At 70.6% G+C, this 18,595-nt stretch carries 16 protein-coding genes and 1 pseudogene; 5 read left to right on the forward strand and 12 right to left on the reverse strand.

Annotation, left to right across the window (positions count from 1 at the left end; genetic code table 11):
• Positions 1–3 precede the first annotated feature (3 nt).
• Together LJ657_RS14750 and LJ657_RS14755 are read right to left on the reverse strand one after the other, a co-directional pair.
• On the reverse strand, positions 4–693 hold the full coding sequence (locus LJ657_RS14750) for a response regulator (RefSeq protein WP_232649041.1): 690 nt from the start codon (positions 691–693) through the stop codon (positions 4–6).
• On the reverse strand, positions 690–2,357 hold the full coding sequence (locus tag LJ657_RS14755) for an ATP-binding protein (protein ID WP_232649042.1): 1,668 nt from the start codon (positions 2,355–2,357) through the stop codon (positions 690–692). Before LJ657_RS14755 ends, LJ657_RS14750 begins: the two co-directional genes overlap by 4 nt.
• 233 nt (positions 2,358–2,590) lie before the next feature.
• Between LJ657_RS14755 and LJ657_RS14760 the strand changes: the two genes are divergently transcribed.
• The 3 genes from LJ657_RS14760 to LJ657_RS14770 all read left to right on the forward strand — a co-directional run bounded on the left by LJ657_RS14760 (position 2,591) and on the right by LJ657_RS14770 (position 5,481).
• Positions 2,591–3,451: an ABC transporter ATP-binding protein gene (locus LJ657_RS14760; protein WP_232649043.1), complete on the forward strand. Its 861-nt coding sequence runs from the start codon at positions 2,591–2,593 to the stop codon at positions 3,449–3,451.
• Complete coding sequence (locus LJ657_RS14765; RefSeq protein ID WP_232649044.1) at positions 3,448–4,326, forward strand: ABC transporter permease; 879 nt, start codon at positions 3,448–3,450, stop codon at positions 4,324–4,326. The genes LJ657_RS14760 and LJ657_RS14765 overlap by 4 nt, the downstream gene beginning before the upstream one ends.
• A 69-nt stretch (positions 4,327–4,395) precedes the next feature.
• The gene (locus LJ657_RS14770; protein ID WP_232649045.1) at positions 4,396–5,481 is read left to right on the forward strand and encodes an ABC transporter substrate-binding protein; all 1,086 of its coding nucleotides are present in this window, start codon (positions 4,396–4,398) and stop codon (positions 5,479–5,481) included.
• Between the two features lie 56 nt (positions 5,482–5,537).
• Here the strand turns inward: LJ657_RS14770 and LJ657_RS14775 are convergent, their stop codons facing one another.
• The 5 genes from LJ657_RS14775 to LJ657_RS14795 form a co-directional block, all read right to left on the reverse strand.
• Entirely contained in the window at positions 5,538–5,963 is a 426-nt protein-coding gene (locus LJ657_RS14775) for a hypothetical protein (protein ID WP_232649046.1), read from the reverse strand.
• A gap of 288 nt (positions 5,964–6,251) precedes the next feature.
• The gene (locus LJ657_RS14780) at positions 6,252–6,920 is read right to left on the reverse strand and encodes a response regulator (RefSeq protein WP_232649047.1); all 669 of its coding nucleotides are present in this window, start codon (positions 6,918–6,920) and stop codon (positions 6,252–6,254) included.
• The gene (locus tag LJ657_RS14785) at positions 6,917–8,194 is read right to left on the reverse strand and encodes a sensor histidine kinase (protein ID WP_232649048.1); all 1,278 of its coding nucleotides are present in this window, start codon (positions 8,192–8,194) and stop codon (positions 6,917–6,919) included. The genes LJ657_RS14780 and LJ657_RS14785 overlap by 4 nt, the downstream gene beginning before the upstream one ends.
• Before the next feature lie 23 nt (positions 8,195–8,217).
• Entirely contained in the window at positions 8,218–9,057 is an 840-nt protein-coding gene (locus tag LJ657_RS14790; RefSeq protein ID WP_232649049.1) for an ABC transporter permease, read from the reverse strand.
• Positions 9,054–9,992 (reverse strand): ABC transporter ATP-binding protein, encoded by a 939-nt coding sequence (locus LJ657_RS14795; RefSeq protein WP_232649050.1) that lies wholly within the window; start codon positions 9,990–9,992, stop codon positions 9,054–9,056. Before LJ657_RS14795 ends, LJ657_RS14790 begins: the two co-directional genes overlap by 4 nt.
• Before the next feature lie 287 nt (positions 9,993–10,279).
• Between LJ657_RS14795 and LJ657_RS14800 the strand changes: the two are divergent.
• A pseudogene (locus LJ657_RS14800) lies at positions 10,280–11,110 on the forward strand (D-alanyl-D-alanine carboxypeptidase family protein); the annotation flags it as partial.
• Between the two features lie 83 nt (positions 11,111–11,193).
• On the opposite strand, the gene LJ657_RS48565 reads toward LJ657_RS14800, so the two are convergent.
• Together LJ657_RS48565 and mptB are read right to left on the reverse strand one after the other, a co-directional pair.
• Positions 11,194–12,540, reverse strand: a complete 1,347-nt coding sequence (locus LJ657_RS48565; protein WP_308117035.1) for a glycosyltransferase 87 family protein — start codon at positions 12,538–12,540, stop codon at positions 11,194–11,196.
• Positions 12,537–13,931 carry a polyprenol phosphomannose-dependent alpha 1,6 mannosyltransferase MptB gene (gene mptB, locus LJ657_RS14810; RefSeq protein WP_232649052.1) on the reverse strand — a complete coding sequence of 465 codons (1,395 nt, stop codon included), beginning with the start codon at positions 13,929–13,931 and terminating at the stop codon, positions 12,537–12,539. Before mptB ends, LJ657_RS48565 begins: the two co-directional genes overlap by 4 nt.
• 177 nt (positions 13,932–14,108) lie before the next feature.
• On the opposite strand from mptB, the gene LJ657_RS14815 reads away from it, so the two are divergent.
• Positions 14,109–14,891 (forward strand): alpha/beta fold hydrolase, encoded by a 783-nt coding sequence (locus LJ657_RS14815; protein ID WP_232649053.1) that lies wholly within the window; start codon positions 14,109–14,111, stop codon positions 14,889–14,891.
• Between the two features lie 21 nt (positions 14,892–14,912).
• Here the strand turns inward: LJ657_RS14815 and LJ657_RS14820 are convergent, their stop codons facing one another.
• The 3 genes from LJ657_RS14820 to LJ657_RS14830 form a co-directional block, all read right to left on the reverse strand.
• Positions 14,913–15,842, reverse strand: coding sequence for a glutaminase (locus tag LJ657_RS14820; RefSeq protein WP_232649054.1), 930 nt, complete (start codon positions 15,840–15,842; stop codon positions 14,913–14,915).
• Between the two features lie 45 nt (positions 15,843–15,887).
• On the reverse strand, positions 15,888–17,297 hold the full coding sequence (aspA, locus tag LJ657_RS14825; RefSeq protein ID WP_232649055.1) for an aspartate ammonia-lyase: 1,410 nt from the start codon (positions 17,295–17,297) through the stop codon (positions 15,888–15,890).
• Between the two features lie 256 nt (positions 17,298–17,553).
• Positions 17,554–18,570 (reverse strand): asparaginase, encoded by a 1,017-nt coding sequence (locus LJ657_RS14830; RefSeq protein WP_232649056.1) that lies wholly within the window; start codon positions 18,568–18,570, stop codon positions 17,554–17,556.
• Between the last annotated feature and the right edge of the window lie 25 nt (positions 18,571–18,595).

Consider the following 18,595-nt stretch of genomic DNA (forward strand, 5'->3'; position numbering starts at 1 on the left):
GGCTCAGTGGACGATTCGATAGAGGTGTTCGGGGCGGCCGGTGGTTCCGTACCGAAGTTCGAGCCGGACCATTCCCTCGCGTACAAGGTACGAGAGATAGCGCTGGGCCGTGGCGCGGGAGACGCCGGTGAGTTCGGCGGCCTGGGCCGCGGACAGAGCCTCCTGAGAAGTGCGCAGGACCTGGTGCAGGAGGGCCAGGGTCGGCGCGGAGTGGCCCTTGGCCGGAACCCGTGGCACGGCCGGCGGGCGGGCGGCGCTGAAGAGGGCGTCCACGTCGGCCTGGTCGGTCCGAGGGGCCAGGCCGAGGGCGTCCACGCGGTGCTGGAGTTCACGGTAGGCGTTGAGCCGCTCGGCCAGGTCGGCCGCGCCGAACGGCTTGACCAGATAGCCCACGGCGCCGAGTTTCATGGCGGTCCGAACCGAGGCGATGTCCCGGTCGGCGGTGATCATGATCGCGTCGGGCCGGGCGCCGCCCTCGTCCCCACTGAGCTGCCGCAGCACATCCAGTCCGCTGCCGTCCGGCAGGAAGATGTCGAGCAGCAGCAGATCGGGGTGGAGGGTGCGCACCGCGTCCAGCGTCTCGGCGACGGTCGCGGCCCGGCCGACCACCTCGAAGCCCTCGACGCGGGAGGCGTAGTCGCAGTGGATGTTGCTGACGCGGAAGTCGTCGTCCACCACCAGAATTCTGATCATCCGCGGTCACCTCCGGTCGGCGAGGCAGTCGTGAACCGTGCGTCTCGTGGTGCGGGGGCGGCGTCCGTCAGGGGCAGTACGACGGTGAAGACCGCGCCCGGGCCCTCGCTGACCATGATCGTGCCGCCATGCCGCTGTGCCAGCCGGTGGACCAGGGCCAGGCCCAGGCCGCGCCGGGCGGTGCCCCGGTCGGGCCGGGTCGACCACCCGTCCTCGAAGATCGACTCGGTGGCGTCCGGCGGAATCCCAGGGCCGCTGTCCGCGACCCGCACCATCACCTGGTCGACGGCCTCGATCAGCGAGAGCCGCACCTCGCGGCCGCCCGCCGGAGGCGGTCCGCCGGCCGCCGCGTCGATCGCGTTGTCCAGCAGATTGCCGACGATGGTCAGCAGCCGGCGCAGATGCGGCGGGTCCTCGCCGAGCGCGGAGTCGTCGCTGAGCACCATCCGGACCCCGCGTTCCGCGGCCACCGTGGTCTTGGCGACGATCAGTCCGACGAGCAGGGCGTTGCCGATCCGCTCACGTACGGACTCGGTCAGCGCCTGGTCGGCGCCGGCCGACTCGACGGCGAACTCGTAGGCGGCGTCGTGATCGCCGATGTCCAGCAGGCCGGCGACGGTGTGCATGCGGTTGGTGAACTCGTGCTGCTGGGCGCGCAGGGCGTCGGTCAGCCCGCGTACGGAGTCCAGTTCACGCAGCAGCCCGATCAGCTCGGTGCGGTCGCGCACGGTGACGACGGCGCCCAGCTCCCTGCCGTGCAGGGCCACCGGCATCCGGTTGACGACCAGGCAGTGGTCGTCGGTGAGCACGCTGATGTCACTGCCCGCGAGGGTGCCGTCCAGGGCACGGCGCAGCCGCCCGTCCGGCAGCACCTCCTCCAGCGTGCTGCCGAGCGCGGTGCCGACGCCGAGCAGGTTGCGGGCCTCGTCGTTGACCACCGTGATCCTGCCGTCGGGGTCGAAGGCGACGACTCCCTCACGGATGCCGTGCAGCATCGCCTCCCGGTCCTGCAGCAGCCCGGCGATCTCCTCCAGTTCCAGCCCGAACGTCGTCCGCTTGAGCCGCCTGGCCAGCAGGAACGCGGCAGCCGAGCCCAGCGCGACGGCGATCGCGCTGTACAGGCCGAAGGTCGGCAGCTCACGCCACAGCTCACCCAGCACATGGTGCTCGGTGATGCCGGCGGACACCTCGCCGACCAGCTTGCCGCTGGGTCCGTACAGCGGGGCCTTGCCGTTGGCTGAGCGTCCCAGCCCGCCCGGGTCGGTGCCGACGTGCGACTTGCCGTCCAGCACCACGATCGGGTCACCCGTCGCTACACCGATCAGCGCCGGGTCGGGGTGGGAGTGCCGCACGCCGCGCAGGTCGAGTACGACCACGTACGAGGCGCTGGAGGCCTTGCGGATGCGTTCGGCCACCCGCTGCACCACGTCGCCGCCGCCCCCGTACTGCATGGCATGCCGGATCTGCGGTTCGGCGGCCGTGGTCTGCGCGATGGCCAGCGCCCGCTTCTCGTAGGCGCGGTCGATCTCGTCCCGCTGCGCGAAGGCGAACAGCACGAAACCGATCAGCCCGGTCAGCGCCAGGATGACCAGCTGGTTGGCGAGGATCCGCGCGGAGAGCCGCCCCTTCCCGCCACGGCCGATCGGGATACGGATGCGTCTCACGGGTGTCTCTGCCTGTCGTACCGGGCCCGGGCGCGGCCCCTGCGCCGTACCCGTGGTGGCGTGATTGTGCCCCCGCCATCGACTGTATGCCCACCCCCGGCCTCTTGAGCAGAACGAGCAGAACTCCGGGTAACACGGCTAACGCGGGTTACGGATGAAACAGCGACGTAACACCCGGGGGCCTCTAGCGTCTGCCTTCCTCGACCTCCGAGGTTAGGAAGGAGAGGCCTCAGATGGCTTCACGAAACGATGCGGCGGTGAGCCCGGTCGCCGAGAAGGTCGGCCAGGACAGCGCACGAGTCGAGATATCCGGGCTCACCAAACGATTTCTGACTCCTGCGGGTGAGGTGTTCACGGCGCTGCAGGACGTTTCGTTCACCGTGGAGCCCGGCCAGTTCTGCGCGGTGGTGGGTCCGACCGGCTGCGGCAAGTCGACGACACTGAGCATGGTGTCCGGGCTGGACCGACCCAGCGAGGGGTCGGTCAAGGTGGGCGGCCGTGAGGTGGACGGCGTCACCGACGGCGTGAGCTTCATGTTCCAGGCCGACGCGCTGCTGCCCTGGAAGACGGTCCTCGGCAATGTGCTGATGGGCCCGATCTTCCGCGGGGTGCCCAAGCAGAAGGCGCAGGCCTCGGCACGCGACTGGCTGCGCCGGGTGGGCCTCACCGGGTTCGAGGACCGCTATCCGCACCAGCTCTCCGGCGGTATGCGCAAGCGCGTGGCGATGGCCGCGGCGCTGATCAACGAACCCCGGATCCTGATCATGGACGAGCCGTTCGGCGCCCTGGACGTGCAGACCAAGGCGATCATGTCGAACGAGCTGCTCGGCCTGTGGGAGCAGATCCGGCCGTCGGTCATCTTCATCACCCACGACCTCGACGAGGCCGTGGCACTCGCCGACCGGGTCGTCGTCATGACGTCCGGCCCCGGCTCGGTCAAGGCGGTCTTCGACATCGACCTGCCGCGCCCGCGCGGCTCGGTCCAGGAGATCCGCTTCCAGCCCCGCTTCATCGAACTTCAGCACCAGATCTGGGACTCGCTGCGCGAGGAGGTGGAGCGCGCCTACGCACGCACCGCAGGAGGTACGGCATGAGCACGACGTCCACCGTTTCCGCAGCTCCGGTCAAGGGCGGCGCACAGCCCTCGGCCGCGGCAGCCGCCAAACGCAAGGTCCGCAAGCAGGCCGCACTCCAGTGGGCGGGCCGCATCATTCTCGCGGCCATCGTCATCGGCGGCTGGCAGGCGTTCACCACCTGGGGGATCGTCGACAAGTTCTTCTTCGGGCAGCCGACCGGCATAGCCAAGCGGCTGGTCGAACTCTTCCAGAAGGGCACCGAGAACGGGTCCTACTACGCGGACATCTGGACCACCGTCCAGGAGGCGCTGATCGGCTTCGTCCTCGGGACCGTCTCCGGAGTGGTCTTCGGCATCGCGCTGGGCCAGAGCCGCTACCTCTCCGGGGTGCTCGGTCCCTATATCAAGGTGGTCAACGCGATCCCGCGTATCGTCCTCGGCTCGATCTTCATGATCGCGTTCGGTATCGGTACGCTCCCGAAGGTCCTGCTCGCCGCGGTCCTGGTGTTCTTCATCGTCTTCTTCAACGCCTTCCAGGGCGTGCGCGAGGTCGACCCCAACATCCTCGCCAACGCCAAGGTGCTCGGCGCCTCGGAGCTGCAGATCATCCGGCACGTCACCGTGCCGTCCGCGCTCACCTGGATCATCGCAAGCCTGCACAGCGCCTTCGGCTTCGCCATCGTCGGCGCACTGGTCGGCGAGGTGCTCGGCGCGCAGAAGGGCCTCGGCCTGGTCATCAAGACCGCGCAGGACAACTTCGACCCCAATGGCGTGTTCGCGACCATGGTCGTCATCGCGGTGATCGTACTCGGCGCGGAGTGGCTGATCGGCAAGCTCGAACACCGGCTGCTCGCCTGGCGCCCGCCGGCCCCGTCCGAAGTCAGCTCCCTCTGACTCCGTCTCTGTCACCCCCCTCTGATTTCCCCCTCATCTTGATCCTCCCCTGAAGGAAAGTGGCCTGCCATGTCCAGACGACCCGCCGCCGTTGCCGCGTCTCTCCTCACCGTCCTCACCCTCGGTGCCGCCACCGCCTGTTCCAGCAGCTCGGGCAGCTCCAGCAGCTCCAGCGGCACGCCGACCGTCAAGCTCATGGTCGGCGGCATCGACAAGCAGATCTACCTCCCCTACGAGCTCGCCCAGAACCTCGGCTTCTACAAGAAGTACGGCGTCAACGTCTCGCTGAGCACCGAGAGCCAGGGCGGTCTCGGCGCTGAGGACGCCATGGCCTCCGGGCAGGTGGACATGGCGGGCGCCTGGTACGTCCACACCATCGACTTCCAGGTGAAGGGCAAGGCGGTCGAGGGCCTCGTCCAGCTGTCCGGCGCGCCGGGCGAGCGGGAGATGTGTGTCCCGAAGAGCGGCGTCCACTCCGGCGCGGACTTCAAGGGGAAGACGCTCGGCGTCACCGACATCGGGTCCGGCACCGACATGCTCACCCAGTTCATGGGCGCGCAGAAGGGCGTCAAGGCCAGCCAGTTCAGCCGGATCGGCGTCAGCCAGGGCGCCACGGCCATCGCCGCGCTGCAGAACGGCAAGACCGCCTGTGTCATGACGACGCAGCCGACGGTGGCCGCGATCGAGAAGAAGGGCATCGGCACCTCCGCGATCGACCTGGCCACCACCGCGGGCGCCCAGCAGGCGCTCGGCGGCACCTGGCCGGCCGCGACCGTCCTCGCCCAGACCAGCTGGGTCAACTCGCACAAGGACACGGCGCAGAAGGTCGTCGACGCGCTCGTCGCCACCATGCACTGGATCAACACGCACAGCGCGGCCGACATCGCGAACAAGCTGCCGCAGTCATACGTGTCGAACCAGCTGGTGACGAAGGCCGACTACATCAAGGCGCTGGACCAGGACAAGGGACAGTTCCTCCCGGACGGCATCATGCCGGCCGGCGGCCCGAAGACCGTTCTGGCCTCCGAGGAACTCGTCGGCCACGCGACCTCGAAGGTGAACCTCGGCACGACCTTCACCAATGAGTTCGCCCTCAAGGCCAACAAGACCGAGGGCTTCAAGGTCACCACGACCCCGGCGGGCTCGAACGGCTGAGTTCCACCGACACCGATGCCCCGCCGGAGAATCCGGCGGGGCATCGGCGCGGTCTTTCAGAAGTACAGGTAGGCGGTGGGAGTGCTGTGGGTGCCGTTAATACCGGACCCCACTACTTCCAGCACCTTGGAGTACTGGCTGGGGAGAAGCTTGTAACTCGCGTTCGCGGTTTCGGTCGCACCGCCGTTCGCGTAGACCTTCTTGTACTGCTCATTTCCACTCTTGTCGATCCAGACGACCTCAAGGTACACCTGGGAGCAGTAGATGGAATTCGCCGACGAGTCCCCGATGAACACATAGCCGCCGTACGTCGAGCTGTACGAGGAGTGCCCGCTGACGGTGACCGTGCAGTTTCCGTACGACACGTTCTTGCTCTGCTTGGGGTAATTCACGCCGGACGCGAACGCGCTGGTCGCCGCGAGGACAACCGCCGCACCGGACACGCCGGTCACCGTCAGAGCTCGCTTGAGGCTTTTCAGCATTCCTTTTCCTCTCTCTGGGCAGGCGAGAGCAATTTGCGGGACGGATCAGCACATCCCGACCCGCAAACCGAAAGAACGCCCCCCGTTGAATTTTCGCCCGGACTCTTCCGGACTTGATCAGGCTGCGACACGCGCATACCCCGCAGCAAGAGGCACGGGCACTTGATGATCGAGACTTTACGCTCGATTGATTACCTTCAGCCAATTCGGCGTGCCACCCTCAAGGAAACCTCAAATTCTCTGAGCGCATACTCCGTCGGCATGAGTAAAGGGCTGAGCCCGGACCGTTCAGTCCGTGCTCGGGCGCGCGAGTCCGAGGTCGTAGGCGAAGATCACGGCCTGAATGCGGTCCCGTGCGCCGATCTTGGCGAGGACGCGGCCCACATGGGTCTTGACGGTGGACTCGGACAGGACGAAGTGTGCGGCGATCTCGCCGTTGGTCCATCCCTTGCCGACGGCGACGAGAATCTCCCGCTCGCGGTCGGTGAGGGAGCTCAGCCTCGGGTCCTCGGCGTGGCCGCCCCGGTGTGCGGGGACGTACTGGGCGAACTCGTCCAGGAGGCGGCGGGTGAGCGCGGGCGCGATCACCGCGTCACCGAGGGCGACGGCACGGATGCCCGCGAGGAGTTCGTCAGGGCGCGCGTCCTTGAGGAGGAAGCCGCTGGCACCGGCGCGCAGAGCGGCGTGAACGTACTCGTCGAGGTCGAAGGTGGTGAGCACGAGGACACGCGACCGCTCGCCGGCGGCGACGATACGGCGGGTGGCCTCGATGCCGTCCATGCCTGGCATCCGGATGTCCATCAGGACGACGTCCGGCCGCAGTTCGGCGGCCTTGCGGACGGCCTCGCCGCCATGCGCTGCCTCACCGACGACCTCGGTCTCGGGGACGGATTCCAGGAGGATGCGGAAGCCGTACCGCTGCAGCGGCTGGTCGTCCACGACGAGCACCGTGGTCACCGGACACCTTCCTGGGGCGTGAGGTCGAGGACGGCCTCGACGCTCCATCCTCCGCCGCCCGCCGGTCCCGCGCTGACGGTCCCGCCGTACAGCGCCGCCCGTTCCCGCATGCCCACCAGGCCGTGTCCTTCCTCGTACGGTCCGGGCGGTGTCGCCGGGCCGGTGTCCTGGACCCGGATGTTCAGCCGGGTCTCCGTCTCGACGATCGCCAGGTGTACCCGGGTGTCGGCGTCGGCGTGTTTCAGGGTGTTGGTGAGGGCTTCCTGGACGATGCGATACGCCGTCAACTGCACCCCACTGTCGAGGGCGTCCACGTCGCCGGAGGTCCGGTAGACGACCTCCAGCCCGGCGGCGCGCACCTTGGCGCACAGTGCGCCGATGTCCGCGATGCCGGGCTGAGGGCTGAGTTCGGGCCCGGCCGAGGGTCCGTCCGCCGCCTCGCGCAGCACACCGAGTACGCGCCGCAGCTCGCCGAGGGCCTGGCGGCCGGTGTCGCCGATGAGCTGGAGGGCTTCCTTGCCGCGTTCGGGTGCGCTGTCGGTGGCGTAGGCGCCGGCGTCGGCGAGCGTGATCATGACGGACAGGTTGTGGCCCACGATGTCGTGCATCTCGCGGGCGACCCGGGCGCGTTCGGTCACCGCTGCCAGCCTGCTGCGCTGGTCCCGCTCGACCTCCAGCCGGGCGGCCCGCTCGCGCAGTCCGGCCAGCTGGGCCCGGCGGATGCGGACCATCAGGCCGAGCGCGAGGGCCGCGGTGGTCGTGCTCAGCAGGAAGAACAGCGCGTCCCAGACCGACATCGCCGCGGACACGCGTACGGCGACCAGCACCATGGCGCCCGCCATGGCGGCGCAGGCCCACGGCAGCTGCCGCAGCCGTCCGTGCAGGGCCAGGCTGTACAGGGCGATGAAGAGGGCGACGTCCGCGCGCAGTGCCGCGCCGAGGGACCACTGCAGGACGAACACCGCGGCGATGACACCGAAGGCCGCCAGGGGCCTGCGCCGCCGCCACAGCAGGGGCAGTACCAGTCCGGCCTGCAGCGCCAGCATCCCGGCGACGGGCAGCTGGGTGAAGGCGAGCCGGAACCGGCGCGGGCCGTCGCCGTCGCCGGAACCGCCGTGCAGCAGGTCGGCCAGACAGAACATCAGGAAGACCAGGACCACGACCGCGGTGTCGAGCACCCACGGACGGGTCCGGTCGGCCTGCCGCAACCGCTGGCCGCCCCGGGACAGACGGGCGACCAGCGGTCCCATCCCGCTGATGTCATCGGTGGTCACGGACGTCACCTGTCCATGGTGCGTCAGACGTCGCTGCGCGCGAGCCGGTAGGCCGCGCCGCACAGCGCCAGCACCGTCCAGCACAGGAAGACCAGCAGCCCGGCGCCGGGCGACAAGGTCGTCGAGTCGTGCGTCAGGGCGAACATCGACTCTCCCGCATTGGACGGCAGGTAGGGGCTGATGTTGTCCTGCCAGGAGCTCGGCAGCAGCGAGATCAGGCCCGGGATCAGCATGAAGGTGGCCACGAGCACCGAGATCCCGCCGGCCACCGAGCGCAGCAGCGCGCCCAGCGCGGTGCCGATCACCGCGACCAGGCCGAGATACAGCCCCGCGCCCAGCAGGCTGCGCAGGACACCCGCGTGCGAGAGGCCCATGGCCGCGGGCGTGCCCGAGACGATGCCGCTGCCGAACAGGAAGGCGACGAACGCGCCCAGCGTCGCCACCGCCAGTGCGACGAGCCCGAACACGGTCGCCTTGGACCACAGCACGGGCAGCCGGCGGGGCACCGCCGCGAGCGTGGAGCGGATCATGCCGGTCGAGTACTCCCCCGCCGTGACCAGCACGCCGAGGACGCCCAGGGCCAGCTGGGCGAAGTTCGTACCGAAGAGGGACAGGCTCACGGCCGTCGACGTGGCGAAGTCCCGGTCCATGTGGCCCGAGTTGATCCCGGACTTGTACCGGCTCGCGGCGATCAGTCCGAACGCGACCATGAACAGCAGGCCGAGGCCCAGGGTGATCCAGGTCGAGCGCAGGGACCACAGCTTGGCCCACTCCGAGGACAGCACGCGTCGTCCGGTCACCCGGTAGGCGGGGCGGGCCGGTGCGGTGCGGGGTTCCTCGGTGGTTGCGGTGAGGGTGCTCATGCCGGCCTCCCGAGGGTCTCGATCCCGGTCGTGGAGCCGTGGTACTCCACGGCCTCCCTGGTCAGGTCCATGAATGCCTCCTCCAGCGACACCGTCCTCGCGCTCAGCTCGAACAGGGGGATCCCGTGTTCGGCCGCCGTCAGCCCGATCTGGCGGGCGGTCAACCCGGTCACCTGCAGTTCCTCGGAGCCGACACGCCCCGTGATGTCGACGCCCGGCCCCGCCAGAACGTCCCGCAGCCGCGCCGGGTCCTGTGTGGCGACCGTCACCGTGTCGCCGCCCGCCTCGCGGATCAGGTCCCCGACGGTGGTGTCGGCCAGCAGCCGTCCCCGGCCCACGATGATGAGATGGTCCGCCACCAGCGCCATCTCGCTCATGAGATGCGAGGAGACGAACACCGTGCGGCCCTCGTCGGCGAGCGCCTTGAGCAGGTTGCGGATCCAGAGCACGCCCTCCGGGTCCAGGCCGTTGACCGGCTCGTCCAGCATCACCGTCTGCGGATCGCCCAGCAGCGCGGCCGCGATGCCCAGCCGCTGGCCCATCCCGAGGGAGAAGGCACCGGCCCGCTTCTTCGCCACACTGGCGAGGCCGGAGAGGTCGATGACCTCGTCGACCCGGCGGCGCGGAATGCCGTGGGTCAGCGCGAGGGCCCGGAGGTGGTTGTACGCCGAGCGGCCCGGGTGTATCGACTTCGCCTCCAGCAGGGCCCCGACCTCCTGGAGCGGGGCGCGGTGGCGGGCGTAGTGGTGGCCGTTCACGGTGACGGAGCCGGTCGTCGGGGCGTCGAGTCCGACGATCATGCGCATGGTGGTGGACTTTCCCGCGCCGTTGGGCCCCAGGAAGCCGGTCACCGTGCCCGGCTTGACGACGAAGTCCAGCCCGTCGACGGCCGTCTTGTCGCCGTACCTCTTGGTCAACTGCCGTGCGTCGATCATTCGCGTTCTCTCTGTCGGCCTGCGGCGTCCGTCGCTTCCGACGCCTCACCGGCAACGTTAGGAGCCGATCCGCCGGATCCCGTGGTACTGGGAGGCTGACCCGCACGGTGCAGGTGGTACCGCGGTACTACACGGTTACGTGCGGTGTCCGCGTTCGTGGGCTCCGGGACGGCCGCACCGGGCATCCGGTGGCTGGGCGGGCCCCGCATTGCGGCATCCGGGTGCTAGAGCCCCGCCTCCGGCCCGGTCACCGTCCCGCACGCCGTATCGATTCCTACGTTGATCATATGATCACCCACTTCTCGCCCCGGACAGCCCTCACCACCTGCGCGCTCTGTGCGGCAGCCGTCCTTGCGCTGACACCCGTCGCGGTCGCCGCCGGCGCGGAACCCACCCCGCCCGGCGTGCCGGGGGCGGCGGTGCCGGATCCGTCGTTCCTGTATCGCGAGGGCACTCAGGTGCGGCCCCATCACGGGGCGCCTCGGGTTCCGGACGTGTCCGCGTTGTCCTGGCTGGTGGCGGACGCCCGGAGCGGGGACGTGCTGGCCGCGCACGAGGCGCATCGCAAACTGCCGCCTGCCAGCACGTTGAAGACGCTGTTCGCGCTGACCGTGCTGCCGGCGCTGCCGGTGGGTGACCGGCACACGGTGCGGGAGGAGGAGCTGGAGGGCATCGGTGAGGGCAGCAGCCGGGTCGGGGTCGCCGAGGGGCGGACGTACCGGATCGCCGATCTGTGGCGCGGGGTCTTCCTCAACTCCGGGAACGACGCCGTGCACGTGCTGGCCTCGCTGAACGGCGGCTTGCAGACGACGGTCGAGCGGATGCAGGCCAAGGCCCGAGCGCTGGGCGCCCTCGACACGCAGGTGCGGTCGCCCGACGGGTACGACACGCCGGGCCAGGTGTCGTCGGCGTACGACCTGGCGGTGTTCGGCCGGGCGGGGCTGCGCAATCCGGACTTCGCGCGGTACTGCGGGACGGCCGTGTCGAGGTTCCCCGGCGGGGGCGGCTGGTCGTACGAGATCGAGAACACCAATCGGCTGCTGACCGGGGCGGACGGCGTGGAGCCGTACCCGGGACTGATCGGGGTCAAGAACGGCTACACCACCGACGCGGGCAACACCCTGGTCGCCGCCGCCCGCCGGGGCGGGCGCACACTCGTCGTCACCGTGATGAACCCTCAGGCGGGCGGTGGGTTCACCGTCTACGAAGAGGCGCGCGACCTGCTCGACTGGGGGTTCGAGGCCGCGGGGCGGGTCGAACCGGTGGGCTCGCTGGACGCACTGCTGGCCAAGCCGCGGCCGGGGCCGCACGCCACGCCCGTGGCCGTCGCGCCGGACGGCGGCTCGGGGTGGCCGACGGCGGGCGTCGTCTCGGGTGCCGCCGTGCTCGGGGCCGCAGCGGTGGTGCTGGTGCTGTGGGGCAGGCGTGGAATGTCGGCGCGGAGTTGACCCACCGGCAGCCACAGCAGCAGACCGAGGGTGATCCAGGTGTAGGTGTTGCTGCCCAGGAAGCCGTCCACACCGGACGCGTCGTGGAACCAGAGCCACACCACACTGGTGCACAGCACCGCGTACAGGGCGCCCGCGACGCGCGCGTGTCCGGCGCGGATCAGCACCGCGAAGGACGGCAACAGCCATACCAGGTGGTGGACCCAGGTGATGGGGCTGACGAGGCAGGCGGTCAGGCCGGTGAGGGCGAAGGCGGCCGGCCAGTCGGCCGCGGTGACGGCCCGGCGGGTGCGCCAGGCCCAGATGCCGAGGACCACCAGGACCGTCGCGGCCCAGACCGCGCGGTCCGTCACCCCGAGCCGGGCCAGGATGCCCTGCAGCGACTGGTTGGAGACGTAGTCGAGGCGGCCCACCCGGTTGGTGTCCCACAGGGCCTGGGTCCAGTAGAAACGGGACGCGCCCGGAGCCACCCAGGCGGCGAGCGCCGTGGCCGCCGCCGCGACGGCCGTCGCGGCCGCCGCGGCACGCCGGCGGCCGGCGAGCAGGAGCAGGCCGACGAAGAGGGCGGGGGTGAGTTTGACCGCGGCCGCCAGGCCGATGCCGACGCCCGCCCGGCGCTCCCGCCCGGTGGTCAGCAGCCAGGCGTCGGTGAGGACGAGGGCCAGCAGCAGCAGGTTGACCTGGCCGAAGCTGAAGGTGTCACGGAGCGGTTCGAACAGAGCGAGCACGCACGCGCCCAGGGCACATCCGAACCAGCCGAACCGGCGCCATGCGCCCTCGGTCAGGATGTGCAGGACCCAGGCCAGGGCCGCCAGGTTCAACAGCAGGGAGCCGGCGATCGCCGTGCGCAGGCCGACGAGGGCCATGGGCAGCATGCTGACGGCGGCGAACGGCGGGTAGGTGAAACCGTATGCCGTCTCCGGCACCTGGTAGTCGTAGAGGTGTCCGCCGTGGTGCATCCAGCTGTTGACGGCACCGTAGTAGACACGCAGGTCGAACCAGCCGCGCAGCAGCGGCACAGTCCCGGTGAAGGCCGTGACGACGACGGCCAGGGCGAGAACCAGGACGAGGCGGCCACGGTCGGTACGAGGCAGAGTCATGCCGCTTCTCCCAACGCGGGTACCTGGGCCGCCTGGTGCACCTGCCACAGAACGACCACGGCCAGAGCCCCACCGGACACGGCCAGCATCAACTGCCCACTGTCGACCGGACCTCCGCTCGGCAGGGTGGCGAGGGCGAGTACACCCGCCACCGCCGCCACCCGGTGGCGTACCGAGGTGGTGGGGGCCGCCGCGGCGATGAGGAACAGCCCCCACAGGGCGTACCAGGGGCGGATCGCCGGGCCGAAGGCGGCCACGGCTGCGAGACTCAGGCCGAGCGCGTAGACCGGGCGGGGGCGCAGCCGCCACCATATGGCCGCGATCACGAGCGCGGTGATCGCGAGGCCGAGCAGATGCCAGACCGGCAGGGCAAGGGGTGCGAGATCGCTGCCGAGGTGTTCCAGCAGGGCTCCGGTGGCGCGGCCGAGGAGGCTGGTCAGGGCCCAGTTGTGCGGCGAGACGGGGGTGTCGAGGGCGCCTATCCAGCCGTACCCCGTGCCGGCGAATGCCGTTGCGGCGACGGTGGTGGCCCCGGCGGCGAGGGCGGTCGACAGGACGACCTTCGCGGGGTGTCGCCCGGCCCGCGCCTGGAGGACGACGACCGCGGCGAGCCCGAGCACGGCGGGCGCCTTGACCAGGGCCGCGAGGGTGACCAGCACGGCGCCCAGGACGGGCCGGCGGCCCAGTGCGGCGACCAGGCCGGCGCCGAGCAGACCGAGCATGATGGCGTCGTTGTGGGCGCCGGCGACCAGGTGGAGCAGCACCAGCGGGTTGAGGGCGCCGAGCCAGAGGGCGGCGGCCGGATCGGCGCCGCTGTGCCGGGCCAGCCGGGGCAGTGCGGCCGCCATCAGCGCCACGCCGAGCAGCGCGACCAGCCGCATCCCGACCAGCCCGGCGGGGAGTTCGCCGCGGGTCAGTCCGGACAGCGCGGAGGCGACGGCGAGGAACACCGGGCCGTAGGGGGCGCCGGTGTGCTGCCACAGCGGGGCGACCTCGTCGGCGAGCGGGCCGCCGAGCTGGGCGGGCCCGTATGAGTAGACGTCCATGTGGGCGTCGACCATGGCGCCCTGCGCCAGGTAGCTGTAGACGTCCCGGCTGAACAGCGGCGGAGCGAGCAGCAGCGGGGCCGCCCAGACGGCGAGCACGAGCAGCAGCTCGCGCGGGGTGGGCGCGTCGGCGCTGCGCACGAGCCGCCCGAGCAGCAGCCAGGCGGCTATCAGCAGGACGACGCCGAAGTACACGCCGACCAGGCCCAGGGCCGCGCGGGCGGTCGCCGGGGCCAGGAGATCCCGCACGGGCAGGGCGCCGGCCGTCTCACCTCCGAGCGCGAGGAAGGCGGTGCCGGCCAGGCCCAGGACCTGACAGCGGCGGAGATCGACGGGGAAAGCCATGGCCAACACTCGGGAAGCGTGTCAACGCCGGGTGGCCGGAAATTGACGCGCCGCCTTCCGGGCGGGGACCTGCGTGTGACCGGCACGTGATCGGACGGGCGGAGCGATGACTTCTTCGCGGCCGACCGGTCTCCCCTGCATCCGAGGTGTCCGACCTGCGCCGGCCACGGAACGGACGTGACGACCGTGCCGGACCACGCCGCATACGCCAAGGTCAACGGCCTGGAGATGTACTGCGAGAGCTACGGGACCCCCGGCACCCGCGAGGGCACCCGGCGGCCACCGGTGCTGCTGCGCGGCGGGGTCCACACCGTCGGCCTGTCCTTCGCGGCCGTACTGCCCGCGCTCACCGGCGGCCGCCGGGCAGTGGCGCCCGAGTTTCAGGGGCACGGCCACACGGCCGACACCCCTCGTGTGATGACGGTGGCGAACCTGGCCTCGGACGTCGTGGCGCTGATCGACGAACTCGGTTTCGTGCAGGCCGACTTCATCGGCTTCAGTCTCGGTGGGCCGGCCGCGCTCGAGATCGCGGTACGTCACCCCGAGCGCGTCGGGCGGCTGGTGCTCGCCGCCACGCAGTGCTGGCAGGACGGCTGCCACGACGACGTCCGTACACCGGACTACACCTCTCCCCGGCTGCCCGGCCGGGCGGACTTCCAGGAGATGGCCGACGCCTACGCGGCCGTCGCCCCGGACCCCGGGCATTCCAGGACTTCCTCGCCAAGGTCACGGCCACCGCTCACGCCCCGCTCCCCTGGGCGGCCGATGACCTGCGCGGGCTGGGAGGCGCCCACGCTCCTCGTCGTCGGCGACACCCACTTCGTACGTGTGGAGCACGCGGCCGAGATGCAGGGGCTGGTCCCCGGGGGCGGAGCTGGCGGTCCTGCCCGCCACCACACATGTGGTCCTGATGCGGCGCACGTCCCTGCTGGTGCCGCTGCTGACCGGCTTCTCGGCTGACTGCCCGCTCGAAGGCGCGCCTCAGAAGACCGACAGGCCGGTCAGGGTCGTGAAGCGGTCCAGCGCCGCGACGCCCGCCACGGAGTTGCCGCGCTCGTCGAGGCCGGGGCTCCACACGCACAGGGTGCAGCGCCCGGGGACGACCGCGATGATGCCGCCGCCCACGCCGCTCTTGCCGGGCAGGCCCACGCGGTAGGCGAATTCGCCCGCCGCGTCGTACGTTCCGCAGGTCAGCATCACCGCGTTGACCTGCTTGGCCTGGCTCTGGGTGAGCAGTCTGCCGCCGTCGGCGCGGATGCCGTGGCGGGCCAGGAAGCCGGTGGCGAGGGCGAGGTCGGCGCAGGAGGCGGTGAGAGAGCACTGGCGGAAGTACTGGTCCAGCAGCACCGGGATCGGGTTGTCGATGTTGCCGTAGGACGCCATGAAATGGGCGAGGGCGGCGTTGCGGTCGCCGTGTGCGGACTCGGAGGCGGCGACGTCCTTGTCGAAGTCCAGGGCCGGGTTGCCGCTCTCGGTGCGCAGGAAGGTCAGCAGTTCGCCCGCCGCGTCTCCGGTTCGGGTCTGCAGGCGGTCGGTGACGACGAGGGCGCCCGCGTTGATGAACGGGTTGCGCGGGATGCCGTTCTCGTACTCCAGCTGGATCAGGGAGTTGAAGGGGTTGCCGGAGGGTTCGCGGCCGACGTGCTCCCACAGTTCGTCCCCCTCGCGGGCCAGGTCGAGGGCGAGGGTGAAGACCTTGGTGAGGGACTGCGTGGAGAACGGTTCGCGCCAGTCACCCACGCCGTACACCGTCCCGTCCAGTTCCGCGACGGCCATGCCGAAGCGACGCGGGTCGCAGGCAGCGAGTGCCGGGATGTAGTCGGCGGGGCGGCCTCGGCCAGGGGTGCGTTCGATCTCCTCGGCGATGCGCTCCAGGACCGGCTGGAAGGCGTGGGACGACGTCGTTGTCATGATCACTATTGTGCCTCCGGGGCGGTCCTGGCGCGCGGCCGTGGGTCAGGCTATGACGGAGCCGCTGCCCGCGACGACCTCGGGCCGCAGCAGGTCGGCGAGCCGGTCGGCGGGCAACAGGCCCTTCTCCAGGACGAGTTCGGCGACACCGCGTCCGGTGGCGAGAGCCTCCTTGGCGATGTCGGTGGCGGCCGTGTACCCGATGTGCGGGTTGAGGGCGGTCACCAGGCCGATGGAGTTCTCCACGCTCCTGCGCAGTGCCTCGGTGTTGGCGGTGATGCCGTCGACGCACCGCTCGGCGAGCGTCAGGCAGGCGCTCTGCAGGTGCGTGATCGACTCCGACAGGGAGTGCAGGATGATCGGCTCGAAGGCGTTGAGCTGCAGCTGTCCGGCCTCGGCGGCCATGGTGATGGTGACGTCGTTGCCGATCACCTCGAAGGCGACCTGGTTGACGACCTCGGGGATCACCGGGTTGACCTTGCCGGGCATGATGCTCGAACCTGCCTGCACCGGTGGCAGGTTGATCTCACCGAGGCCCGCGCGCGGCCCGGAGGACAGCAGCCGCAGGTCGTTGCAGCTCTTGGAGAGCTTGACGGCGATCCGCTTGAGGACCCCGGACATCTGCACGAACGCGCCGCAGTCCTGGGTGGCTTCGACCAGGTTGGCGGCGGTGACCAGGGGCAGACCGGTGATCTCGGCGAGGTGGCGGCGGGCCGACTCGGCGTATCCGGCGGGGGCGTTGAGTCCGGTACCGATGGCCGTGGCGCCCAGGTTGATCTCATGGATCAACTGGACGGCCTCGTCAAGACGGTTACGGTCCTCGTCAATCATGACAGCGTATGACGAGAACTCTTGACCGAGCGTCATGGGCACCGCGTCCTGCAACTGTGTACGGCCCATCTTGAGCACGTTGCGGAATTCGACGGCCTTGCGGGCGAAGGCGTCCTGCAGTACGGCCATCGCCTTGAGCAGTCCACGGACCGCGAAGACCGTCGCTATCTTGACGGCGGTCGGGTAGACGTCATTGGTGGACTGGCCGAGGTTGACGTCCTCGTTGGGGTGCAGGTGCTGGTACCGGCCCTTCTCGAACCCCAGCAGCTCCAGCGCCCGGTTGGCGACGACCTCGTTGGCGTTCATGTTGGTCGAGGTGCCGGCGCCGCCCTGGATGACGTCGACGACGAACTGGTCGTGCAGCTTGCCGTCACGGATCTCGCGGCAGGCCTCGACGATGGCGGCGGCCTTCTTCGGCTCCAGCAGGCCGAGTTCCTCGTTGGCGAGGGCGGCGGCCTCCTTGACGGCGGCCAGAGCGTCGATCAGGTGCGGGTAGGCGGAGATCGGGGTGCCCGTGATGGGGAAGTTCTCCGTGGCGCGCAGGGTGTGAACACCCCAGTACGCGTCGGCGGGGACGTCGCGGTCTCCGAGCAGGTCGTGTTCGCTGCGGGTGGCGGCGGTCATGAGGTGCGGGTCCTCTTTCTGAGGGTGGTGAGGGTTGGGATGCCGGCGACGTCGGGGGTGGGGTGGACCCGGCTCGGGCGGTACGGGGTGACGCCCGCCCGAGCCGGTCGAGGCACCGGCCCGGTGGTGACGGGACCGGTGGTTCGGGGGCCGGTCGTCGGCGAGCCGGCCGCGTGGATCCGGCCGGCGAGCGACCGGATGGGGTGTGTTCCTCCGGTGGCCACCGCGCACACTCGGTGGCCACCGGAGGCGGCTCTCAGGCGCAGGCGCGGACCGCGAGGGGTTCCAGGGCGCGGACCGGACGGACCGAGCCGACCTGTTCGCCTCCGCCCAGGAGGGGTTCGCCCGCGAACGCCGTGAGGAGGGCGGGGTCGACACCGGCCCGGGCGAGAGCGGCGGCGGTGACGGGGATCCGGGCGCGGTTCGCGCCGTCGGAGATCTTGACGGCGACGGCGCGGCCGTCGGGGAGGGCGGCGACCTCCACGCCCTCGAAGCCGTCCTTCGCGAGGAGGCCGGGGACGGCCCGCATCAGGGCGGCGACGTCACGGCCGGCGCCGGAGGCCATCTCGGCGTGATCGCGCATGGCGTTCGCCACCCGGGCCTCCGGAGTGCCCTCGGCCGCCGTGGTGATACGGGCGGCGGCCCGGACGAGGCCGTGCAGGGAGATGGAGAAGAGGGGGGCGCCGCACCCGTCGACGGTCGTCTGTGCGATGCGCTGTCCGGTGAGGTCCTCCACGATCTCCGCGATCGCCTGCTGGAGGGGGTGGCCGGGGTCGAGGTAGCCCTCCAGGGACCAGCCGTTGAGCTTGCAGGTGTACAGCATGGCCGCGTGCTTGCCTGAGCAGTTCTGGGCCAGTCGGGAGGGCTCACGGCCCTCGCGCATCCACGTGTCGCGGACCGCCGGGTCGTACGGCATGTCCTTGACGTTGCGCAGGTCGTCCTCCGTGACGCCCGCCAGTTCGAGGATCCGCCGGGTCCCGGCGAGGTGGCGTTCCTCGCCGGAGTGGCTGGCGGCGGCGAGCGAGAGCAGTTCCCCGTCCAGCGGCAGCCCCGCCCGCACCATGGCGGCGGCCTGGACCGGCTTGAGCGCCGAGCGCGGGTAGAGGGCGGCCTCGATGTCACCGAGCTGGAGCTGGACCTGCCCGTCGGCGCCGAGGACGGCGACGGACCCGTAGTGGATGCCCTCGACGACCCCGCCGCGTATGAGGTGGGCGAGGGGGGCGTGGAGGGGCTCGCGGACGAGGGGTGGGTCCGCGACGGAACTGCTGTACATCTCTGCCTACTTGTCGTGGAGCGGC

Origin of the sequence: Streptomyces guryensis (genome assembly GCF_021261325.1) — a bacterium.
GTDB lineage: Bacteria > Actinomycetota > Actinomycetes > Streptomycetales > Streptomycetaceae > Streptomyces > Streptomyces guryensis.